22 protein-coding genes, 1 tRNA gene, 1 riboswitch and 1 other annotated feature are annotated in these 22,401 nt (G+C 44.1%); of the genes, 19 read left to right on the top strand and 4 right to left on the bottom strand.

Annotation, left to right across the window (positions count from 1 at the left end; all coding sequences use genetic code 11):
• Positions 1–135 precede the first annotated feature (135 nt).
• Both uvrC and Q5C82_RS08855 read left to right on the top strand, forming a co-directional pair.
• Positions 136–1,908 carry an excinuclease ABC subunit UvrC gene (gene uvrC / locus Q5C82_RS08850; RefSeq protein ID WP_003222502.1) on the top strand — a complete coding sequence of 591 codons (1,773 nt, stop codon included), beginning with the start codon at positions 136–138 and terminating at the stop codon, positions 1,906–1,908.
• Positions 1,909–1,972: 64 nt separating this feature from the next.
• A riboswitch (Lysine riboswitch) is annotated at positions 1,973–2,152 on the top strand.
• Between the two features lie 125 nt (positions 2,153–2,277).
• Positions 2,278–3,507 (top strand): aspartate kinase, encoded by a 1,230-nt coding sequence (locus Q5C82_RS08855; protein WP_003222504.1) that lies wholly within the window; start codon positions 2,278–2,280, stop codon positions 3,505–3,507.
• Between the two features lie 43 nt (positions 3,508–3,550).
• Here the strand turns inward: Q5C82_RS08855 and Q5C82_RS08860 are convergent, their stop codons facing one another.
• Complete coding sequence (locus tag Q5C82_RS08860) at positions 3,551–3,997, bottom strand: YslB family protein (protein WP_003222508.1); 447 nt, start codon at positions 3,995–3,997, stop codon at positions 3,551–3,553.
• Positions 3,998–4,288: 291 nt separating this feature from the next.
• Between Q5C82_RS08860 and sdhC the strand changes: the two genes are divergently transcribed.
• The 12 genes from sdhC to Q5C82_RS08920 all read left to right on the top strand — a co-directional run bounded on the left by sdhC (position 4,289) and on the right by Q5C82_RS08920 (position 13,210).
• Complete coding sequence (gene sdhC, locus Q5C82_RS08865; RefSeq protein WP_003222512.1) at positions 4,289–4,897, top strand: succinate dehydrogenase cytochrome B558; 609 nt, start codon at positions 4,289–4,291, stop codon at positions 4,895–4,897.
• Positions 4,898–4,930: 33 nt separating this feature from the next.
• Positions 4,931–6,697, top strand: a complete 1,767-nt coding sequence (sdhA, locus tag Q5C82_RS08870) for a succinate dehydrogenase flavoprotein subunit (protein WP_003222515.1) — start codon at positions 4,931–4,933, stop codon at positions 6,695–6,697.
• Positions 6,694–7,455: a succinate dehydrogenase iron-sulfur subunit gene (gene sdhB, locus Q5C82_RS08875; RefSeq protein WP_003222517.1), complete on the top strand. Its 762-nt coding sequence runs from the start codon at positions 6,694–6,696 to the stop codon at positions 7,453–7,455. The genes sdhA and sdhB overlap by 4 nt, the downstream gene beginning before the upstream one ends.
• A 59-nt stretch (positions 7,456–7,514) precedes the next feature.
• Positions 7,515–7,958, top strand: a complete 444-nt coding sequence (locus tag Q5C82_RS08880) for a thioesterase family protein (protein WP_003222520.1) — start codon at positions 7,515–7,517, stop codon at positions 7,956–7,958.
• A gap of 115 nt (positions 7,959–8,073) precedes the next feature.
• The gene (gene gerE / locus Q5C82_RS08885; RefSeq protein ID WP_003184172.1) at positions 8,074–8,298 is read left to right on the top strand and encodes a spore germination transcription factor GerE; all 225 of its coding nucleotides are present in this window, start codon (positions 8,074–8,076) and stop codon (positions 8,296–8,298) included.
• Between the two features lie 244 nt (positions 8,299–8,542).
• Positions 8,543–8,983, top strand: a complete 441-nt coding sequence (locus Q5C82_RS08890; protein WP_003222521.1) for a MarR family winged helix-turn-helix transcriptional regulator — start codon at positions 8,543–8,545, stop codon at positions 8,981–8,983.
• Between the two features lie 7 nt (positions 8,984–8,990).
• On the top strand, positions 8,991–9,809 hold the full coding sequence (racE, locus tag Q5C82_RS08895; protein WP_079996433.1) for a glutamate racemase: 819 nt from the start codon (positions 8,991–8,993) through the stop codon (positions 9,807–9,809).
• Between the two features lie 115 nt (positions 9,810–9,924).
• Positions 9,925–11,025 (top strand): spore germination protein GerM, encoded by a 1,101-nt coding sequence (gerM, locus tag Q5C82_RS08900; protein ID WP_003222525.1) that lies wholly within the window; start codon positions 9,925–9,927, stop codon positions 11,023–11,025.
• Between the two features lie 110 nt (positions 11,026–11,135).
• Positions 11,136–11,873: a ribonuclease PH gene (rph, locus tag Q5C82_RS08905; protein WP_003222527.1), complete on the top strand. Its 738-nt coding sequence runs from the start codon at positions 11,136–11,138 to the stop codon at positions 11,871–11,873.
• A gap of 12 nt (positions 11,874–11,885) precedes the next feature.
• Complete coding sequence (locus Q5C82_RS08910; RefSeq protein WP_079996431.1) at positions 11,886–12,482, top strand: XTP/dITP diphosphatase; 597 nt, start codon at positions 11,886–11,888, stop codon at positions 12,480–12,482.
• A gap of 15 nt (positions 12,483–12,497) precedes the next feature.
• Complete coding sequence (locus Q5C82_RS08915; RefSeq protein WP_003222531.1) at positions 12,498–13,007, top strand: metallophosphoesterase; 510 nt, start codon at positions 12,498–12,500, stop codon at positions 13,005–13,007.
• 129 nt (positions 13,008–13,136) lie between these two features.
• Positions 13,137–13,210: transfer RNA gene (locus Q5C82_RS08920), tRNA-Arg, on the top strand.
• 64 nt (positions 13,211–13,274) lie between these two features.
• Here Q5C82_RS08920 and Q5C82_RS08925 read toward each other — a convergent pair.
• Entirely contained in the window at positions 13,275–14,099 is an 825-nt protein-coding gene (locus Q5C82_RS08925; protein WP_003222533.1) for a YsnF/AvaK domain-containing protein, read from the bottom strand.
• A 221-nt stretch (positions 14,100–14,320) separates the two neighbouring features.
• Here Q5C82_RS08925 and Q5C82_RS08930 point away from each other — a divergent pair, with 221 nt between their 5' ends.
• Positions 14,321–15,631: a DUF1668 domain-containing protein gene (locus Q5C82_RS08930; RefSeq protein ID WP_003222535.1), complete on the top strand. Its 1,311-nt coding sequence runs from the start codon at positions 14,321–14,323 to the stop codon at positions 15,629–15,631.
• Between the two features lie 140 nt (positions 15,632–15,771).
• On the opposite strand, the gene Q5C82_RS08935 is transcribed toward Q5C82_RS08930, so the two are convergent.
• Together Q5C82_RS08935 and Q5C82_RS08940 are read right to left on the bottom strand one after the other, a co-directional pair.
• Complete coding sequence (locus Q5C82_RS08935) at positions 15,772–16,227, bottom strand: GNAT family N-acetyltransferase (RefSeq protein WP_003222537.1); 456 nt, start codon at positions 16,225–16,227, stop codon at positions 15,772–15,774.
• Positions 16,228–16,426: 199 nt separating this feature from the next.
• The gene (locus tag Q5C82_RS08940; protein ID WP_032727404.1) at positions 16,427–16,750 is read right to left on the bottom strand and encodes a hypothetical protein; all 324 of its coding nucleotides are present in this window, start codon (positions 16,748–16,750) and stop codon (positions 16,427–16,429) included.
• A 446-nt stretch (positions 16,751–17,196) separates the two neighbouring features.
• Positions 17,197–17,444, top strand: a binding site (T-box leader).
• Positions 17,445–17,566: 122 nt separating this feature from the next.
• On the opposite strand from Q5C82_RS08940, the gene ilvB reads away from it, so the two are divergent.
• From ilvB to Q5C82_RS08960, 4 genes are read left to right on the top strand one after another with little or no spacing between them, the layout of a single operon-like run.
• Positions 17,567–19,291: an acetolactate synthase large subunit gene (gene ilvB, locus Q5C82_RS08945; protein WP_003222541.1), complete on the top strand. Its 1,725-nt coding sequence runs from the start codon at positions 17,567–17,569 to the stop codon at positions 19,289–19,291.
• The gene (ilvN, locus tag Q5C82_RS08950) at positions 19,288–19,806 is read left to right on the top strand and encodes an acetolactate synthase small subunit (RefSeq protein ID WP_003222543.1); all 519 of its coding nucleotides are present in this window, start codon (positions 19,288–19,290) and stop codon (positions 19,804–19,806) included. The genes ilvB and ilvN overlap by 4 nt, the downstream gene beginning before the upstream one ends.
• Before the next feature lie 23 nt (positions 19,807–19,829).
• A complete protein-coding gene (gene ilvC / locus Q5C82_RS08955; RefSeq protein ID WP_003222549.1) occupies positions 19,830–20,858 on the top strand; it encodes a ketol-acid reductoisomerase in 1,029 nt (342 codons plus the stop codon).
• Positions 20,845–22,401: a 2-isopropylmalate synthase gene (locus Q5C82_RS08960; protein ID WP_003222551.1), complete on the top strand. Its 1,557-nt coding sequence runs from the start codon at positions 20,845–20,847 to the stop codon at positions 22,399–22,401. The genes ilvC and Q5C82_RS08960 overlap by 14 nt, the downstream gene beginning before the upstream one ends.

Consider the following 22,401-nt stretch of genomic DNA (forward strand, 5'->3'; position numbering starts at 1 on the left):
TTTTCGGCTGCTTACATGCCAGAGCGATTCCAATTGAGGGATCGCTTTTTTTATTCGCTAATCGTGAACCATGGAGAAAAACACCTGTTCGTGTTAAACTGGAAGCAAAGGACTAAATTTAAGGAAGGGTAACATATGAACAAACAACTGAAAGAAAAACTCGCCCTCCTTCCCGATCAGCCCGGGTGTTATCTCATGAAGGACCGGCAGCAGACTGTGATCTACGTAGGAAAAGCAAAAGTGCTGAAAAACAGAGTGCGCTCCTACTTCACCGGTTCTCATGATGCGAAAACACAAAGGCTTGTGACGGAAATCGAGGATTTTGAATATATCGTGACGTCCTCCAATCTTGAAGCGCTTATTTTAGAAATGAACCTGATCAAAAAGCATGATCCGAAATACAACGTCATGCTGAAAGACGACAAAACCTATCCTTTCATAAAACTCACCCATGAACGCCACCCAAGGCTGATTGTCACCCGCAATGTCAAAAAAGACAAAGGGCGCTATTTCGGGCCGTACCCGAATGTACAGGCCGCAAGGGAAACAAAAAAACTGCTCGACCGTCTGTACCCTCTCAGAAAATGCTCCAAGCTGCCGGACAGAGTGTGCCTCTACTATCATCTGGGCCAATGTCTCGCTCCGTGCGTAAAGGACATTTCCGAAGAGACGAACAGAGAACTGGTTGAGAGCATTACCCGTTTCTTAAAGGGCGGCTATAACGACGTTAAAAAAGAGCTTGAAGAGAAAATGCTTGAGGCGGCTGAGAATCTTGAATTTGAACGGGCAAAGGAGCTTCGTGACCAAATTGCCCATATCGAATCAACGATGGAAAAACAAAAAATGACGATGAATGACTTAGTCGACCGTGATGTATTCGCTTACGCTTATGATAAAGGCTGGATGTGCGTACAGGTCTTTTTTATCCGCCAAGGAAAGCTCATTGAACGCGATGTCAGCATGTTCCCGCTCTATCAGGAAGCAGATGAAGAGTTTCTTACGTTCATCGGGCAGTTCTATTCAAAAAACAACCACTTCCTTCCAAAGGAAATTTTAGTTCCGGACAGCGTTGATCAATCCATGATCGAACAGCTGCTGGAAACAAACGTCCACCAGCCAAAAAAAGGCTCGAAAAAAGAACTGCTTATGCTGGCCCATAAAAACGCGAAAATCGCGCTGAAAGAAAAATTCTCCTTAATCGAACGGGACGAGGAGCGCTCAATCGGGGCTGTGCATAAACTCGGTGAAGCACTGAATATTTATACTCCGCACAGAATTGAAGCGTTTGATAACTCAAACATACAGGGGACAAACCCGGTTTCCGCGATGATCGTGTTTATCGACGGCAAACCGAACAAAAGGGAATACCGCAAATATAAAATCAAAACCGTTACGGGACCGGATGATTACGGCTCAATGAGAGAGGTCGTTAGAAGACGCTATACGAGAGTGCTTCGCGAAAATCTGCCGCTGCCTGATCTGATCATTATTGACGGAGGAAAAGGGCAGATCAACGCTGCAAGGGATGTCATTGAAAATGAACTTGGCTTGGATATCCCAATCGCCGGTTTAGCCAAAGACGAAAAACACAGAACTTCAAATTTATTAATCGGAGATCCGCTGGAGACGGTGTATTTGGAACGAAACAGTCAGGAATTTTACCTCCTGCAGCGCATTCAGGACGAGGTGCACCGTTTTGCGATCAGTTTTCACAGGCAAATCCGCGGAAAAAGCGCGTTTCAATCCGTATTGGACGACATCCCGGGTATCGGAGAGAAAAGAAAGAAAATGCTGTTAAAGCATTTCGGTTCGGTTAAAAAAATGAAGGAAGCAAGCCTTGAGGACATCCAAAAAGCGGGTGTTCCCGCAGCGGCAGCTCAGCTGCTTTACGACAAATTGCAAAAATAATGTTGTCCTTTTAAAAAAGATCTGATAAAATGTGAACTAATTTCATAGTTAGATCGTGTTATATGGTGAAGATAGAGGTGCGAACTTCAAGAGTAAGCCTTTGGAGAAAGATGGATTCTGTGAAAAAGGCTGAAAGGGGAGCGTCGCCGAAGCAAATAAAACCCCATCGATATTATTTGCTGGCCGTGCATTGAATAAATGTAAGGCTGTCAAGAAATCATTTTCTTGGAGGGCTATCTCGTTGTTCATAATCATTCATGATGATTAATTGTAAGCAATGAGAGCAATTCCTCTCGTTGCTTTTTTTATTGTGGACAAAGCGCTCTTTCTCCTCACCCGCACGAACCAAAATGTAAAGGGTGGTCATACATGGGTCTTATTGTACAAAAATTCGGAGGTACTTCCGTCGGCTCAGTCGAAAAAATTCAAAATGCTGCAAACCGCGCGATTGCAGAAAAACAGAAGGGCCATCAAGTCGTTGTTGTCGTTTCAGCTATGGGGAAATCCACTGACGAATTGGTCGGCCTTGCAAAAGCAATTTCTGACCAGCCGAGCAGACGAGAAATGGATATGCTGCTGGCGACGGGCGAGCAGGTCACCATTTCCTTGCTTTCAATGGCGCTGCAGGAAAAAGGCTATGACGCTGTGTCCTATACTGGCTGGCAGGCGGGAATCCGTACGGAAGCCGTTCACGGAAACGCCAGGATCACAGATATCGACACTTCGGTTTTAGCAGACCAGCTTGAGCAAGGAAAAATTGTCATTGTCGCAGGATTCCAAGGCATGACAGAGGATTGCGAAATCACGACATTGGGCCGGGGCGGTTCAGATACAACTGCAGTTGCTTTGGCTGCCGCATTAAAAGCGGATAAATGTGACATATACACGGACGTGCCCGGCGTGTTTACTACCGATCCGCGCTATGTGAAATCAGCGAGAAAACTTGCCGGTATCTCATACGATGAAATGCTTGAGCTTGCCAATTTGGGCGCCGGCGTTCTTCATCCGAGAGCTGTTGAATTCGCGAAAAATTACCAAGTGCCTTTAGAAGTGCGTTCAAGTACAGAAACAGAAGCGGGAACATTAATTGAGGAGGAATCATCCATGGAGCAAAATTTAATTGTCAGAGGCATTGCGTTCGAAGACCAAATCACAAGGGTAACCATTTATGGGCTGACTGGCGGCCTGACAACCCTGTCTACTATTTTTACAACACTTGCCAAAAGAAACATTAACGTCGATATCATTATCCAAACGCAGGCTGGAGACAATCAGACCGGAATTTCCTTCTCTGTTAAAACAGAAGACGCAGACCAAACCGTTGCGGTGCTTGAAGAATATAAAGACGCGCTTGAATTCGAGAAAATCGAGACAGAAAGCAAATTGGCCAAAGTATCCATTGTCGGATCCGGCATGGTCTCAAACCCTGGTGTAGCGGCTGAAATGTTTGCTGTACTGGCGGAAAAAAACATATTAATCAAAATGGTCAGCACATCTGAAATCAAAGTATCAACAGTCGTAAGCGAAAATGACATGGTGAAAGCGGTCGAAGCGCTGCACGATGCATTTGAGCTTTCAAAACATCCTTCAGCTGTGTAATGACAATCAAAAAGGCGGGACTATGCAGTCACCGCCTTTTTGATTACACTGGGTCTTTCATATCCCATTTCACAGTCAGAACCACCTTATCGGCTCTCTTTTTCACTTGTTCATATGATTCAGCAATCTGGTCATTCATCAATTGAATTTGTTCAGCAATAAAACCAGCTTCCAGCTGAAAGCATGGCTCTTTCTGATGTTTAAGCCGGTTGGAAATGATCGGCCCTTCAAGTTCAAATTCAAGCTCCTGTTTTTTAGCGCTTACGTTGGTGAGGGTTCCCCAGCCCGCTTCTTCAAAGAAGGCCGGAAATTCCTCCCATGATTCAAGAGGAAACTTACGGGCGAGATGTTTCCCTGCCCAATACATCATGGAAGAGTAATCTTGGCCAAGCATATCTGGGAGAACAATCTCTCGTATTAGTTCGTAGGCATAGGCATTCATTTCAATTTCTTTTAGGTTGTCAATAGATGCTTCAAATTTAGACTTCATATCTGTCTCCCCTCTCTCCTTGGTATATTATAGCCCAAACAGGGGGGAGGATTACAGAATGATCCTATAATTCTTATGAAAAATTAAACAGAAACATATATTGATAAAATAAAATTTTTAAATCAACTATTCAATTCGGAAAATTATAATTTATGTACGCGTTTTCTTGACGCCCTTTTGAGGGAGGAGTAAAATGAAATTGTCAATAAATCTTAATAAAGTGCTTACAATTGAAAGAAGTGGGGGAAGAGATTTAGCACATTTCGCACTTATCAAACAGGGGGTAAAGTAATGTCTGGGAACAGAGAGTTTTATTTTCGAAGATTGCATTCCTTGCTTGGCGTCATACCGGTCGGCATCTTTCTCATTCAGCATTTAGTCGTCAACCAGTTTGCCGCAAGGGGCGCTGAAGCATTCAATAGTGCTGCTCATTTTATGGATAGTCTGCCTTTCAGGTATGCCTTGGAAATTTTTATTATCTTCTTACCATTAATTTATCATGCAGTTTATGGTGTGTACATAGCGTTTACTGCAAAAAATAACGCAGGCCAATACAGCTATATGAGAAACTGGCTCTTCGTCCTGCAGCGTGTAACCGGTATCATCACCCTCATTTTCGTGAGCTGGCACGTGTGGGAAACCCGTATTGCCGCACAAATGGGCGCTGAGGTCAATTTCGACATGATGGCGAATATTTTGAGCTCTCCGGCTATGCTTGGCTTTTACATTGTCGGTGTTTTATCAACAATTTTCCACTTCTCGAACGGTTTATGGTCTTTCGCTGTTACATGGGGCATCACGGTAACGCCTCGTTCTCAAAGAATTTCGACATACGTTACGCTGATCATTTTTGTTGCACTGTCTTACGTAGGCTTAAAAGCGATTTTTGCATTTGTATAAGAGTACTAGATTACTAGAGGGAGAGGGGCTATCATGAGTCAATCAAGCATTATCGTAGTCGGCGGGGGTCTTGCCGGCCTCATGGCGACAATTAAAGCAGCGGAATCGGGAATGGCGGTTAAGCTGTTTTCCATCGTTCCTGTCAAACGTTCTCATTCGGTTTGTGCGCAAGGCGGCATAAACGGAGCGGTCAATACAAAAGGGGAAGGTGACTCTCCGTGGGAACATTTTGATGACACTGTATACGGAGGAGACTTTCTCGCAAACCAGCCGCCGGTTAAAGCGATGTGTGAAGCGGCGCCTTCTATTATCCACTTATTAGACCGGATGGGCGTCATGTTTAACCGGACGCCTGAAGGGCTGCTTGATTTCCGCCGATTCGGGGGTACACAGCACCACAGAACAGCTTATGCGGGTGCGACGACGGGACAGCAGCTGCTTTACGCACTGGACGAGCAAGTGCGCAGATACGAAGTTGCGGGTCTGGTTACAAAATACGAAGGCTGGGAATTCCTTGGCGCTGTATTAGATGATGACAGAACCTGCCGCGGAATTGTTGCGCAAAACCTGACAAACATGCAAATTGAATCCTTTCGTTCAGACGCTGTCATCATGGCAACGGGCGGACCGGGAATCATTTTTGGAAAATCGACTAACTCCATGATTAATACAGGGTCTGCTGCGTCGATCGTTTATCAGCAGGGAGCGTATTATGCAAACGGAGAATTTATTCAAATCCACCCGACAGCCATACCGGGCGATGACAAACTAAGACTGATGAGTGAATCAGCGCGCGGTGAAGGCGGACGCGTGTGGACATATAAAGACGGGAAGCCGTGGTATTTCTTAGAGGAAAAATATCCGGCTTATGGAAACTTGGTGCCGCGTGATATAGCGACACGCGAAATATTTGATGTGTGCGTCAACCAGAAGCTCGGCATTAACGGCGAAAACATGGTATATCTCGATCTGTCTCATAAAGATCCGAAAGAGCTTGATATCAAGCTTGGCGGCATCATTGAGATTTATGAGAAATTCATGGGAGACGACCCGCGGAAGCTTCCGATGAAAATCTTCCCGGCAGTCCATTATTCAATGGGCGGTTTATGGGTGGATTACGATCAAATGACAAACATCCCGGGACTCTTTGCAGCCGGGGAATGTGATTACTCTATGCACGGCGGCAACCGCTTGGGGGCAAACTCCCTGCTCTCCGCGATTTACGGAGGAATGGTGGCCGGACCGAATGCGGTGAAATATGTAAACGGCTTAGAATCTTCAGCAGAAGACATGTCTTCATCTTTATTCGACGCTCACGTTAAAAAAGAAGAAGAAAAATGGGCTGAGATTATGAGTATGGACGGAACCGAAAATGCCTATGTTCTTCACAAAGAGCTTGGGGAGTGGATGACGGCGAACGTCACAGTTGTCCGCCATAACGACAAACTATTGAAAACGGATGACAAAATTCAGGAATTAATGGAGCGGTTTAAAAAGATCAACATCAATGACACAACAAAATGGAGCAACCAGGGGGCAATGTTCACACGCCAGTTCTCGAACATGCTTCAGCTTGCAAGGGTGATTACCCTTGGCGCATACAACCGAAATGAAAGCCGGGGCGCCCATTATAAACCGGATTATCCTGAACGTAATGATGATGAATGGCTCAAAACAACAATGGCTAAACATGTAAGCCCGTATGAAGCGCCGGAATTTGAGTATCAGGATGTTGATGTATCACTGATAACGCCTCGGAAACGGGATTACTCGAAGAAGAAGGTGGCGAAAAAATCATGAGTGAACAAAAAACCATACGATTTATTATCACACGTCAAGATACAGCTGACAGCACGCCTTACGATGAAGAATTTGAGGTTCCATACCGCCCGAACCTGAACGTCATTTCCGCTCTGATGGAAATTCGCCGGAATCCGGTTAACGTGAAAGGTGAAAAGACAACCCCTGTCACATGGGATATGAACTGTCTTGAAGAAGTATGCGGCGCATGTTCAATGGTCATAAACGGAAAGCCCCGCCAGTCTTGTACGGCACTTATCGACCAGCTTGAACAGCCGATCCGCTTAAAACCAATGAAAACATTCCCGGTCGTGCGTGATTTGCAGGTTGACCGAAGCAGAATGTTTGATTCATTGAAAAAGGTAAAAGCGTGGATACCGATTGACGGTACTTACGATTTAGGACCGGGACCGAGAATGCCGGAAAAACGCCGTCAATGGGCATATGAATTATCAAAATGCATGACGTGCGGCGTCTGCCTCGAAGCCTGCCCGAATGTGAACAGCAAATCGAAGTTCATGGGGCCAGCACCGATGTCTCAGGTCCGCCTGTTTAACGCACATCCGACAGGCGCCATGAATAAATCTGACCGATTAGAAGCACTGATGGATGAAGGCGGCCTTGCAGATTGCGGCAACTCGCAAAACTGCGTTCAATCCTGTCCGAAAGGCATCCCGCTCACTACATCCATTGCAGCCTTGAACAGAGATACAAACTTACAAGCGTTCCGCAATTTCTTCGGAAGCGACAGAGTATAAGAAGAAAAAACCTCTTCCGCATGGGAGAGGTTTTTTTAACAATAAGGAGATGAATAAAGATGAAGCTTCCCGCTTATATTGATATGCCGTTCCAAGAATGGAAAACATCCTTTTCTTTTTTTAATGAAGTATCCGTGCGATTTTCCGAGACGGACATGTTTGGACATATGAATAATGTAACGCCTTTTATATACTTTGAGGAGGCACGGATTTCTTATTTTAAAAAGCTGAATATGATGAATGAAAACAAACAGACAATGACGGTCGTGGCAAGCCAGCAATGCGATTATTTGCGCCAAGTCATGCCTTATGAAGAGCTGCGCATCTATGTGAAAACAAGCGCTGTCGGCAGCTCATCTCTTACCCTGCATTATCTCGGAGAGAACCGCAATGGCGAGCCTTGCTTTACTGGAGCAGTTGTGATGGTCCAAGTCTCAAAGGATAGCGGCAAGGCTGTCAGCTGGACGGATGAGGAAAAACAAACCCTTCTCCATACACCATAAACTAATTCTCTTGTAAACGTCACCTCCTTTGCCCTTCTTACATATGATATCTCGACTATATCAAAACCCATTCGTTTTTGATTCGCTCTCACCTTAGCAAGGAGGGTTACAATACTTGAAGGAGAAAGAATTTCAATCGAAGCCGCTGCTAACGAAAAGAGAAAGAGAAGTGTTCGAATTGCTCGTTCAAGATAAGACAACAAAGGAAATTGCAAGCGAGCTATTTATCAGTGAGAAAACCGTTCGAAACCATATTTCAAATGCCATGCAGAAATTAGGTGTGAAAGGGCGTTCGCAAGCCGTTGTTGAGCTTCTTAGAATGGGTGAGCTAGAGCTTTAATCCTTGCCGGTATTCCTTCTTTTCAGGAAGGAGCCGGTTATTGCTGTTTGGTTAGTTCGAAACCATATTTGGAATGCTATGCAAAACTTGGATGGCAAGGCGTAAAACAAATTTTTCTATTTGATGTTGTTTGCCTAAAGTCCTCTATTTCTCTCCAGCGAGTCTTGCATTTTCTTCAAAAAAGAAGGAAAATAGACACGGAACGCTTTTGTGCGTAAGAGATCCTTGAGTGAGGGATGGACAAATGACATCAAAACCTTTGGAGCATGTTGCGGATATTGAAAAGTCACTCCGCCACATTGCCGCGATCATTAAGCAAAAAGGACGAGAAATCCTTAACCAATATGCGATTACGCCGCCGCAATTTGTCGGCCTGCAATGGCTTTATGAATTAGGAGATATGACAATCGGCGAATTATCGGGCAAAATGTATTTAGCATGCAGCACGACAACGGACTTAATCGACCGCATGCAAAAAAATGAGCTTGTTGAGCGGGTCAAGGACCCGGCGGACAGACGTGTTGTTCGGATACATTTGCTGCCTGAAGGAGAACGGATTATCCAAGAGGTCATTACCAAAAGGCAGGAATATCTGCGTGATATGTTCGAAACGTTTACAGATGAAGAAATAGCCATCTTCGAAAAGTCATTGATGAAACTGCAGCATGAAATGAAGAGAAAATGAGGCGATTTTGTTGGAACAACCAATAGGAGTCATTGATTCCGGGGTTGGCGGTTTAACCGTTGCAAAGGAAATCATGAGACAGCTACCAAAAGAAAATATTATCTACGTCGGGGATACGAAACGGTGTCCATATGGGCCGCGTCCTGAAGAAGAAGTCCTTCAATATACGTGGGAGCTGACGAATTATTTACTCGATAACCACCACATCAAAATGCTCGTGATCGCCTGCAACACAGCAACAGCGATCGCATTGGAAGATATCCAGCGCAGTGTCGGTATACCTGTGGTCGGAGTGATCCAGCCGGGTGCGAGAGCAGCGATAAAAGTAACGGAAAATCAGCATATCGGTGTCATCGGTACTGAGAATACGATTAAGAGCAATGCGTACGAAGAGGCGCTTTTGGCATTAAATCCTGATCTAAAGGTTGAGAACCTAGCCTGCCCTCTGCTTGTGCCTTTTGTGGAAAGCGGGAAGTTTCTTGACAAAACAGCAGACGAGATTGTCAAAACATCGCTATATCCGTTAAAAGACACATCGATTGATACGCTGATTTTAGGCTGCACCCACTATCCTATTTTAAAAGAATCCATTCAGAGATATATGGGAGAGCACGTAAACATTATTTCGTCCGGCGATGAAACAGCAAGGGAAGTCAGCACGATTCTCTCATATAAAGGGCTGCTGAACCAGTCTCCGATTGTTCCGGATCATCAGTTCCTGACAACAGGAGCACGTGATCAGTTTGCAAAAATTGCAGATGACTGGTTTGGCCATGAGGTGGGCTATGTGGAATGCATCTCACTGCAAGAACCGATTAGAAGATAGTTTTCTCCCGCAACGGCATGTTGCGGGTTTTTTTCTGTTTTGCCGGAATTCTTCGGTCTATTTCCTAATAAGGCTCGTATACATAATAGTACAAACAGCCTTAGGAGGGAAAAGTATGCTGAAAAAAGGACCTGCAGTCATTGGTGCCACTTGTCTCACCTCTGCCTTGCTTTTATCCGGATGCGGTTTGTTTCAATCTGATAAGGCAGCAGAGGAAATTGATCCGCCTCAAGACGTTACATACGTGAACGATGAAGCGGGGGCCAATTCAAATACAACAGCAACCGAAAAAACAGAAAGTGAAAAAAATGATACCGCCAAAGCGGATCAAGCCTCATCTACAGTCATGAGGGAGCTTTATCTCATTGATAAAAACGGGTATGTCGTTGCGCAAACGCTGCCCCTTCCGAAAAGTGAAGGCACGGCCAAACAGGCGCTTGAATACCTCGTTCAGGGCGGACCTGTGTCAGAAATTCTTCCGAATGGTTTCAGAGCCGTATTGCCGGCTGACACAACCGTTAACGTTGACATCAAAAAAGATGGGACAGCAATAGCTGATTTCTCTAGTGAATTTAAAAATTATAAGAAGGAAGACGAACAGAAAATCGTTCAATCTGTGACATGGACACTTACGCAATTCAGTTCGATAGATAAAGTGAAGCTGAGAATAAACGGGCATGAACTAAAGGAGATGCCTGTAGGCGGCACGCCGATCTCAGATGATTTAAGCCGAAAAGACGGGATTAACATGGAAACATCTGGGGTGAATGATCTCACTGCAACACATCCGCTCACAGTTTATTATTTGGCGGAAAACGAAGACAGTGAGTACTACGTTCCGGTGACGAAACGGATCGACAATTCAGAAAAAGACGACATCACAGCGGCGATCAATGAATTGGCCAAAGGCCCAAGCAAGGTGAGCGGGCTGTTAACAGACTTCAGTGAAGATGTAAAGCTGGTCAGTAAACCGAAAATCAAAGACGGACGGGTGACGTTAGATTTCAATCAATCTATATTCGGCAGCGCCGATGAAAAGACGAAGATGATTTCTTCAGAAGTGCTGAATAGCATTGTGCTGACGTTAACGGAGCAACCGGAAGTAAAAAGTGTCTCTGTTAAAGTAAACGGGAAATCAGAGCTTGTAAATGAAAAAGGCGAAAAGCTCACAGAACCGGTCTCCAGACCTTCTCAAGTGAATACGGGTAGTTTTTAAATTGGGATTTTTGATATACTAGAAAGAAAGAGGTTAGCGTTCCGGCTGCCTCTTTCTTTATTCAATTCCGGGACAAAAATGGTTTATGTACATACAATCGGAGGTAAAACATGAGACATGACGGAAGACAACATGATGAGCTGCGTCCAATCACATTCGATTTGGATTTTATCAGCCATCCGGAAGGTTCTGTTCTAATAACAGCAGGAAATACAAAAGTAATCTGCAACGCGTCTGTTGAGGACCGCGTGCCGCCTTTTTTGCGGGGCGGAGGAAAAGGCTGGATTACAGCTGAATACAGCATGCTGCCGCGGGCAACAAACCAAAGAACAATTAGAGAATCTTCTAAGGGGAAAATTTCCGGCAGAACAATGGAGATTCAACGCCTGATCGGCCGCGCGCTTCGGGCAGTCGTAGATTTAGAAAAGCTCGGTGAACGGACGATTTGGATTGACTGTGATGTCATTCAGGCTGATGGCGGGACAAGAACCGCTTCCATTACAGGTGCATTTCTTGCTATGGCGATTGCGATTGGCAAGCTGATCAAAGCGGGAACGATCAAGACAAATCCGATCACTGATTTTCTTGCTGCGATCTCTGTCGGAATTGATAAGGAACAGGGAATTTTGTTAGATTTAAATTATGAAGAAGATTCTTCCGCTGAAGTTGACATGAATGTCATTATGACTGGCAGCGGCCGTTTTGTAGAGCTGCAGGGAACCGGGGAAGAGGCGACTTTTTCAAGGGAGGATCTGAACGGTCTTCTCGGTCTTGCAGAAAAAGGCATTCAGGAACTGGTTGACAAGCAAAAAGAAGAGCTGGGTGATTCTCTGCCAGAACTGAAATAAAGACAGAAAGGCTTGATCATCATGAAAGAAGCAATTATTGCGACACATAATCCAGGAAAAGTGAAGGAATTCAAAGAAATCCTTGAGCCAAAAGGCTATGATGTCAAATCTTTAGCTGAAATTGGATTCACAGAAGAAATTGAGGAAACAGGCCATACGTTTGAAGAAAATGCCATTTTGAAAGCTCAAGCTGTTGCCAAAGCAGTGAACAAAATGGTGATTGCGGACGACTCCGGTCTGTCCATCGATAATCTTGGAGGCAGACCAGGCGTTTATTCCGCCCGCTATGCAGGGGAGCAGAAAGACGACCAGGCAAATATCGCTAAAGTTCTCAGCGAGCTGAAAGGAATCGAAAAAGAACAGCGCACGGCCCGTTTCCGGTGCGCGCTGGCTGTGAGTATCCCAGGAGAAGAAACAAAAACAGTCGAAGGCCATGTTGAAGGGTATATTGCTGAAGAACCGAGAGGAGAATACGGCTTTGGCTATGACCCGATCTTTATTGTGAAAGATAAAGATAAGACAATGGCCGAACTGACAAGTGATGAAAAAAATAAAATCAGCCATAGGGCTGACGCGCTTAAAAAGCTGTCTAAGCTTTTGGAGGCATAAGGAGGAAGCTTGTACATGAACGTGCTGATTATCAGTGACAGCCATGGGCTTGAAGAAGAACTCCAAACCATTGCGAAACGGCATGAAGCAGAAGTTGATCTCATGATTCATTGCGGAGACTCTGAGCTTGAAACCGGGCATCCGGCATTGGATCCTTATGCGGTTGTAAAAGGCAATTGTGATTTTACGGGCGATTTTAAGGACGAGCTTCTTCTGACTGCCGGTTCAAAAAAAATACTGGTCACGCACGGCCACCTTCACGGTATAAAACAGACCTTGTTAAACGTATACTATCGTGCAGAGGAGCTCGGAGCGGATATTATCTGTTTCGGGCATTCGCACATCGCGGGAAGCGAAGTGCTGCGCGGAAAACTGATGATTAATCCAGGCAGCATCCGGCTTCCGAGGGTGCGCAGGACAGAAAGCTATGCTATACTAACATTAGAAAATGATGCTGCGACAGTGCGTTTTTACGACCAAGCAGGCCATGAAATTGAGGATCTGCAAAACCAGGTCACACTATAAAAAAGTCATGAGGAAGAAAATTTTCTTCCTCATGAAAAAAATTCTAAAAAACCGTTGACTTATTGTTGCATCCCATATATAATAAATCTTGTCGCTGATAGTTAAAGCGAAAAACAAAAAACAAAACATGTCCCAGTAGCTCAGCTGGATAGAGCAACGGCCTTCTAAGCCGTCGGTCGGGAGTTCGAATCTCTCCTGGGACGTACCAAAAGAAAAACCTCAAACCCTTTAAGGATTTGAGGTTTTTTGTTGTTGATTTATGATCTTTTATTTATTATTTAACGGATCATCATCCAAGTCGTCAACTTTTCCTTCTTTATTCAAGCGAGGCTCTTCTTTCTTCACAGTTTCAGAAATATGCTCGTTTTCTTCAACAGTGCGTTTTCCGACAACCACTTCATCAGTGACAACCGGTTTTTTAGTCACTTCTAGCTTTTCTTCAACGATTGGCACTCTGATCTCTTCCGAATCGTTGACAGGAGAAGCGTCCGCTTTATTTTCATCCACTGGGCGGCGTTCGACATAAATTTCATCGTGTCTCACCGGGATGTCCATATCTCTTTGTTCTGTTTTCACTTCTTTTCCTATCTCTACTTCTCCAGTTTGAACGTCTTCCTTATCGACTTTCAACTGTTCTTCCCGCAGCGGCATTGTTTTTTCTTCTTTCGTTGTATAATCCGCCATTTCATTTGTGCTTGAAAAGCCGCCTGAAAGGGCATTGCCGTTATCGATAGGAGCATTTACATCTGCATCTGTCTCAACGGCCACAAGGAGTTTGCCGTCATCCAAATCTTCTTGGTACTTGTCTATTTCGTTAGTGGTGATATCCAAATCGGATAATGCTTTGCTGTGTGCGGCGGTATCATCCATTGTGAAATAATCTTTCAGTTTATCGAAAAAAGATTCAGATTCGCCCTCACGTGCATCAATGGCCTGATTGACTTCTGTTCCTGTGCGTGTTTCAAGATAATCTGTATCTCGCCGGCTTGTCACAACAGAGATGTCGTCAGAATCATAGCCTTTTGTTAATAAGCCTTCAATCGCTGCAATGGTTTCTTGCGGAGTTTCGTATACACCAACTATACTTTTCATATTAATCTCCTCCTTTATCAATTTTCATTTTATCGTTCATGTCGTTTGTAATTCCCGATGCTCTTTAAAATAAACAAGATTGAAAACATCCGAGTTTTTTAGAGAAAACTTTTATTATAGAATTTCCTGAAAAATGAATATACAGGAAAAGATATGAAAAAAACCAAAGTCATGCCGATATTTGTTATGTGAAATTAATTAAATAAAGGGAGTGCTTTCTTTTGAAAAAATGGTTCATTGTTTTTTTCTTGTTCGTTATTACGTTGTTTCAATCGCTTCAAACAGTTAGCGCGGAAACAGTTGAATGGAAAGAAAGAGCAGATTTGCCTGAGCCGCGTGTCGGTGCAAGCAGTGGTGTGGTAGATGGAAAGATATATGTGATAGGTGGCGGGACGGAAAAACCGGGTAATTATGGTAACCAAACGTTTGTCTATGATCCTAAAACAAATGAATGGACAAGAAAAGCCGATATGCCCACGGAGAGGGGAGGAGCTGCGACTGTTACAGTTGACGGTAAAATTTATGTCATGGGTGGAAGGTCAAACGATGGAGTTGTAAAGACAGTAGAAGTATATGATCCAAAAAAAGATTCGTGGGAAAAATCGGATGATCTCCCCTTTGAAAATAAGGTTCCAGCCTATAGGATTTATGCAGAAGCTATCGGAAAGAAAATATATGTTGTAGCCTATGAGAATTCAAGCTATGCAACGACTTACAGTTACGATCTCGAAACGAAAAAATGGCAGAAAAAACAGAATTTAAATTATGAAGTAACCGGAGCAGTAACCGGAGCTTCTACAGCAGTAATTGATAATAAACTATATATTCTTGGCGGAACTCATTATATACCCCAAATCGTTTATGTTTATGATCCAGAAAAAGACACATGGTTAGAAAATGGTAAAGGATTCACAGCAGGGTATTATTCTGCTCTTGCTTACAAAGGAAAAATTCTGATGACTGGAGGGGTAAACCGAATTAAGGTGTACGATCCTAAAAGTCAATCAGCTACAGCGGTAAAAAACCCTAAAGCCCCCTACAGAATGGCTCATTCTTCTGCCGTCATTGATGATACTCTTTACGTAATCGGTGGAAGAGAGGAAACATCCAGTTTTACTGGAAGTGCAGCCTCTAAATTTAAATCAGTAATGTCAATTTCATTGAAGGATTTAAACATACCATCCGATTCAGAGGAAACTCCGGGAGATAAGGATAAAGGATCAACAACCCCTTCTGAAGGCAATTCAGGAGATAAGGACAAAGGATCAACAACACCTTCTGAGGATAAACCAGCAGAAGATGGAGACGCCCTCCTTGTTATCACAATGGTAAACGGTTTGCAAAAAGAATATCAACTGTCTATGAAAGAAGTGAACGGATTTCTCAAATGGTACAAGCAGCGTGATGCTGGAGAGGGACCAGGCTTTTATGAAATAGATGAGCATGACAACAACAAAGGGCCTTTTGAAAGTAAAAAGGATTATGTTGTGTTTAAAAACATTTTAATGTATGAAGTAAATAAATATAAATAAAATCATACAGAAACCATCCAGTGCAATGCTGGATGGTTTTGTTGACTTACTCTATTAAATTTTAACAGGAAAAACTGATGAAATTTATATAAGAGATAGACAGACCTCCCCCTGCACTTATCTACCCTCATAAAAACGCCTCACAGCTTCTTCGTCATAAACACACTGTTTGGATCTTCAACATAGTCAGCAAACGGTTCACAGTACTGAAAACCGAAGCTTTCATACAATTTTCTTGCCGGCTCAAATGAAGCCATTGAACCCGTTTCTAAGCTTAGCCGCTCATAGCCTCGCTTTGCAGCCTCTTCTATGATGTGCTGAAGAACTTGTTTGGCAACGCCTTTTCTTAAATGGGATGCAGACGTGCGCATTGATTTGATTTCTCCGTGCCGGCTGTCCAGTTCTTTAAGCGCTCCGCAGCCGGCTAGTTCATCACTCTCCCAGGCGCTCCAAAATGTTACTTCAGGCGCTCTAAGCCTTTCTAAACCTAAGGCGTGGATGCTTTCTGGCGGGGACATGAGTGTCATGCTATGTAAATGCTCATTAACAAGTGAGATCACCTGGTGTCCAGTTACATCATCTATTTTTATATACAATTCCATTTCCTCCTCAGATACTTGTAGGTTTGCCAGCACATATTTCCATTTCATGTTAATCATATTTCGTCCTGTTTTCCAAGTATAAAGACAGAAAATCTGACAGTATGGATCATTCTCTAGAATGATTTGATTTGAAAAAGGCGTTTTAAAGCAAAAAAAGAGGCCGAATTTAAATGTTCGGCCTCTATTGTCATCTTTAATATCGAAACCCTCCGTGTGCGCCTGCTCCGCCGAATCCGCCGACGTGTGTCGCCGGGATACTGAAACCGCCGCCATGGCCGCTATAGCCAGCACCTGCAAATTGCTGCCCGTAAAATCCTGAAGCATATGGATAGGAGGAGTACATAGCAGAGGGAGTGCTTATCGGGCTGTATGCCTGGCTGTACGGCTGACCGTATCCATAACCTCCGAATGGCTGATGGCTTTGCTGGTAAAAGGCAGGGGCAGTAGGGTAATACGGTTGCGGAAAGCTGGGAAAGCCTGCGGGGAATCCTTGCATATCTGCTAATGATTTATTCATTGTATCACCTTTTCTTTGCAAGATACCATCAATGTATGCCGGAGGAATAATGGAAGTGCCTATCCGAATTAAAAGGGTTTGCAAGGCGATCTGTCAGGTTGCATCCTATATCCAAATGATAGAATGTTATAAAATATGACATGTTTATATGATATTGAAAAATTCTGGTGTATCCTTGATAGATTAATGAAAAAATTATAAAAACTTTTAACATTTGCGATTCCTTATGCATCAATAATGAAAGCGTATACAATATAGATTGATTAATCAAAATTGTCTAATAATTTTAAAAAATGCTGTTGACACTGCGTCCAAAGCGGCGTAATATGAGTTCAACAAAAGATAAACGCAAGCTTCACAAGCAAAAATGATCGCAATATGATTCTGAAAAGTGAAAAAACAAACGACTTCCTTGAACAGCTCTAAGCTGTTCCGGAGACTGAATATCAAAAGCGCAGATGAGGATAAGTAGCCTTGATAAAGCTTTCCACAGAGAACCGGGTTAGCTGAGAACCGGCGAAGCTTTACAAGGTGAACTCGCCTCAGAGTGCCAGTCTGAAATGATAGTAGGACTTGGCCGGGTGAACTTGATTCACTCGTTATTAAAGCGGATAGAAATATCCATGAGACGGCCGATTTAACAGGTCGTAAACAAGGGTGGTACCGCGGAAAGAAGAGCCTTTTCGCCCCTTTTAGCTATCGCATTCACTGCGCGGCTGATTGTGGGCGGAAGGGCTTTTTTTATTGAATAATCAGCTATCAAGCTAATAAAAAAGATGATCTTTAGAGGATGAAAATCCAAAAGGAGGAACTAAAATGGGGACTAATGTACAGGTGGATTCAGCATCTGCCAAATGTACACAGACGATGAGCGGAGCGTTAATGCTGATTGAATCATTAAAGAAAGAAAAAGTAGAAATGATATTCGGTTATCCGGGCGGAGCTGTACTGCCGATCTACGATAAGCTGTACAATTCAGGAATGGTACATATCCTTCCCAGACACGAGCAAGGCGCCATTCATGCAGCGGAAGGATACGCGAGAGTTTCTGGTAAACCAGGGGTCGTTATTGCGACATCAGGTCCGGGAGCGACAAACCTTGTTACTGGACTTGCGGATGCCATGATTGATTCACTGCCTTTAGTCGTCTTTACAGGACAGGTGGCAACCTCCGTTATCGGAAGCGATGCTTTTCAGGAAGCGGACATTTTAGGAATTACAATGCCGGTTACAAAACACAGCTATCAGGTCCGCCAGCCGGAAGATCTGCCGCGCATCATTAAAGAAGCATTCCATATTGCGACAACGGGAAGACCGGGACCTGTACTAATCGATATTCCAAAAGATGTTGCAGCAATTGAAGGGGAATTCAGCTATGATCATGAGATGAATCTCCCGGGATACCAGCCGACAACAGAGCCGAATTATTTGCAGATCCGCAAGCTTGTGGAAGCCGTGAGCAGCGCAAAGAAACCGGTGATCCTGGCGGGTGCGGGCGTACTGCACGGAAAAGCGTCAGAAGAATTAAAAAATTATGTCGAGCAGCAGCAGATCCCTGTGGCACACACCCTTTTGGGGCTGGGAGGCTTTCCGGCTGACCATCCGCTTTTTCTGGGGATGGCGGGGATGCACGGTACTTACACAGCCAATATGGCCCTTCATGATTGCGATCTTTTAATCAGTATCGGCGCACGTTTTGATGACCGCGTCACAGGAAACCTGAAGCACTTTGCAAGAAACGCAAAAATTGCCCACATCGATATTGATCCGGCTGAAATCGGAAAAATCATGAAAACACAGATTCCGGTTGTCGGCGACAGCAAAGTTGTCCTGCAAGAGCTGATCAAACAAAACGGCAAACAAGGCGATTCAAGCGAATGGAAAAAACAGCTCGCCGAATGGAAAGAAGAGTACCCGCTCTGGTACGTAGATAATGAAGAAGAAGGCTTTAAACCTCAGAAATTGATTGAATATATTCATCAATTTACAAAAGGCGAGGCTATTATCGCAACGGATGTCGGCCAGCATCAAATGTGGTCAGCGCAATTCTATCCGTTCCAAAAAGCAGATAAATGGGTCACATCAGGTGGACTTGGAACGATGGGATTCGGCCTTCCGGCAGCGATCGGTGCACAGCTTGCAGATAAAGATGCTACTGTAGTCGCGGTTCTCGGAGACGGTGGTTTTCAAATGACGCTCCAAGAGCTCGATGTCATTCGCGAATTGAATCTTCCGGTCAAAGTCGTGATTTTAAATAACGCTTGTCTCGGAATGGTCAGACAGTGGCAGGAAATCTTCTATGAAGAACGCTATTCAGAATCTAAATTTGCTTCTCAGCCTGACTTCGTCAAATTGTCAGAAGCATACAGCATTAAAGGCATTAGAATTTCATCAGAAGCAGAAGCGAAAGATAAGCTGGAAGAGGCATTAACATCAAAAGAACCGGTTGTCATTGACGTGCGGGTTGCCAGAGAAGAAAAAGTATTCCCGATGGTGGCTCCGGGGAAAGGGCTGCATGAAATGGTGGGGGTGAAACCTTGAAAAGAATTATCACATTGACTGTGGTGAACCGTTCCGGCGTGTTAAACCGGATCACCGGTCTATTCACTAAAAGACATTACAACATTGAAAGCATTACAGTTGGACACACAGAAACAACCGGCGTTTCCAGAATCACCTTTGTCGTTCACGTTGAAGGAGAAAATGATGTTGAACAGTTGACGAAACAGCTCAACAAACAGATTGATGTGCTAAAAGTCACCGACATCACGAATCAATCGATTGTCCAGAGGGAACTGGCCTTAATCAAGGTCGTATCTGCACCGTCAACGAGATCAGAGATTAATGGAATCATAGAACCATTCAGAGCCTCTGTCGTTGATGTCAGCAGAGACAGCATCGTTGTTCAGGTGACAGGCGAATCTAACAAAATTGAAGCGCTTATTGAATTGTTAAAACCTTATGGCATTAAAGAAATCGCGAGAACAGGTACAACGGCTTTTGCGAGGGGAACCCAGCAAAAGGCGTCATCCAATAAAACAATATCTATTGTATAAAACATAACAAGGGAGAGATTGAAATGGTAAAAGTATATTATAACGGTGATATCAAAGAGAACGTGTTGGCTGGAAAAACAGTAGCGGTTATCGGGTACGGTTCGCAAGGTCACGCACATGCCCTGAACCTTAAAGAAAGCGGAGTTGACGTAATCGTTGGTGTTAGACAAGGAAAATCTTTCACTCAAGCCCAAGAAGATGGACATAAAGTATTTTCAGTAAAAGAAGCGGCAGCTCAAGCCGAAATCATCATGGTTCTGCTTCCGGATGAACAGCAGCAAAAAGTATACGAAGCTGAAATCAAAGATGAATTGACAGCTGGAAAATCATTGGTGTTCGCTCACGGATTTAACGTTCATTTCCATCAAATTGTTCCTCCGGCAGATGTAGATGTATTCTTGGTAGCACCTAAAGGTCCGGGTCACTTGGTAAGAAGAACATATGAGCAAGGAGCTGGCGTACCGGCATTGTTCGCGATTTATCAAGATGTGACTGGAGAAGCAAGAGACAAAGCCCTTGCATATGCAAAAGGAATCGGGGGCGCAAGAGCGGGCGTTTTGGAAACGACATTTAAAGAAGAAACAGAAACAGATTTGTTCGGTGAGCAAGCAGTTCTTTGCGGCGGATTGAGCGCGCTCGTGAAAGCTGGATTCGAAACATTAACTGAAGCAGGTTATCAGCCTGAACTTGCATACTTTGAGTGTCTTCACGAGCTGAAATTAATCGTAGACCTTATGTACGAAGAAGGCTTGGCAGGAATGAGATATTCAATATCTGACACAGCACAGTGGGGAGATTTCGTATCAGGACCTCGCGTTGTTGATGCTAAAGTCAAAGAATCTATGAAAGAAGTACTAAAAGATATCCAAAACGGTACATTCGCAAAAGAGTGGATCGTCGAAAACCAAGTAAACCGTCCTCGTTTCAACGCCATCAATGCGAGCGAGAACGAACATCAAATCGAAGTTGTTGGAAGAAAGCTTCGTGAAATGATGCCATTTGTGAAACAAGGCAAGAAGAAGGAAGCGGTGGTCTCCGTTGCGCAAAATTAATTTTTTCGACACGACGCTTCGTGATGGTGAACAGTCCCCTGGCGTGAACTTAAATACTCAGGAGAAACTTGCCATAGCAAAGCAGCTCGAAAGACTCGGGGCAGATATCATTGAAGCGGGGTTTCCCGCTTCGTCCCGAGGTGACTTTTCAGCTGTTCAGGAAATTGCAAGAACCATTAAAAATTGTTCAGTAACTGGTCTTGCCCGTTGCGTAAAAGGTGATATTGATGCTGCTTGGGAAGCGTTAAAGGACGGTGCTCACCCGAGAATTCACGTATTTATCGCCACGTCGGACATTCATTTGAAACACAAGCTGAAAATGACTCGTGAACAAGTGATTGAAAGAGCAGTGGAAATGGTGAAATACGCAAAAGAACGCTTTCCGGTTGTGCAATGGTCAGCTGAAGATGCCTGCCGGACTGAACTGCCGTTTTTAGCGGAAATCGTCGAGAAAGTCATTGACGCAGGTGCCAGTGTTATCAATCTTCCGGATACGGTCGGCTACCTGGCACCAGCGGAATACGGAAATATCTTTAAATATATGAAGGAAAACGTTCCGAACATTCACAAAGCAAAGCTTTCGGCCCACTGTCATGATGATTTGGGAATGGCAGTCGCAAACTCTCTTGCTGCCATTGAAAATGGTGCTGATCAAATCGAATGTGCTGTGAACGGAATCGGTGAAAGAGCCGGAAACGCGGCATTAGAGGAAATTGCCGTTGCCCTCCATATCAGAAAAGATTTCTATCAGGTTGAAACAGGCATTACATTGAACGAGATTAAGCGAACGAGCGATTTAGTAAGCAAGCTGACAGGTATGGCTGTTCCGCGGAATAAAGCGGTTGTAGGCGATAATGCCTTTGCTCATGAATCAGGTATTCACCAGGACGGCTTCTTAAAAGAAAAGTCTACTTATGAAATTATTTCACCGGAGCTTGTCGGTGTAACAGCAGATGCGCTTGTCCTAGGGAAACATTCCGGACGCCACGCATTTAAAGACCGGCTGACTGCTTTAGGATTCCAATTTGATAGTGACGAGATTAATAAATTCTTTACGATGTTTAAAGAGTTGACTGAGAAGAAAAAAGAAATTACTGATGAGGATCTTGTTTCTCTTATTTTAGAAGAAAAAGTAACAGACCGCAAGATTGGGTATGAATTTCTTTCCCTGCAAGTGCATTACGGAACAAGTCAGGTTCCTACGGCTACACTTTCTTTGAAAAACCAAGAAAACGCAGAGCTTATTCAAGAAGCGGCAACTGGAGCCGGAAGCGTAGAAGCGATCTACAACACGCTTGAGCGCTGCATCGATAAAGACGTGGAGCTCTTGGACTACCGCATTCAGTCTAACAGAAAAGGCGAAGACGCATTTGCCCAGGTGTATGTAAGAGTTTTGGTGAACGGAAAAGAATCAGCAGGGCGGGGCATAGCGCAAGACGTATTAGAAGCATCAGCGAAAGCCTATTTGAACGCAGTCAACCGTCAATTGGTTTTCCAGTCAAATATGAGCGGACTTAAAAACCATACAGCTGTCGGATCATAA

Origin of the sequence: uncultured Bacillus sp. (genome assembly GCF_958411575.1) — a bacterium.
In the GTDB taxonomy this organism is placed as follows: Bacteria; Bacillota; Bacilli; order Bacillales; family Bacillaceae; genus Bacillus; species Bacillus spizizenii.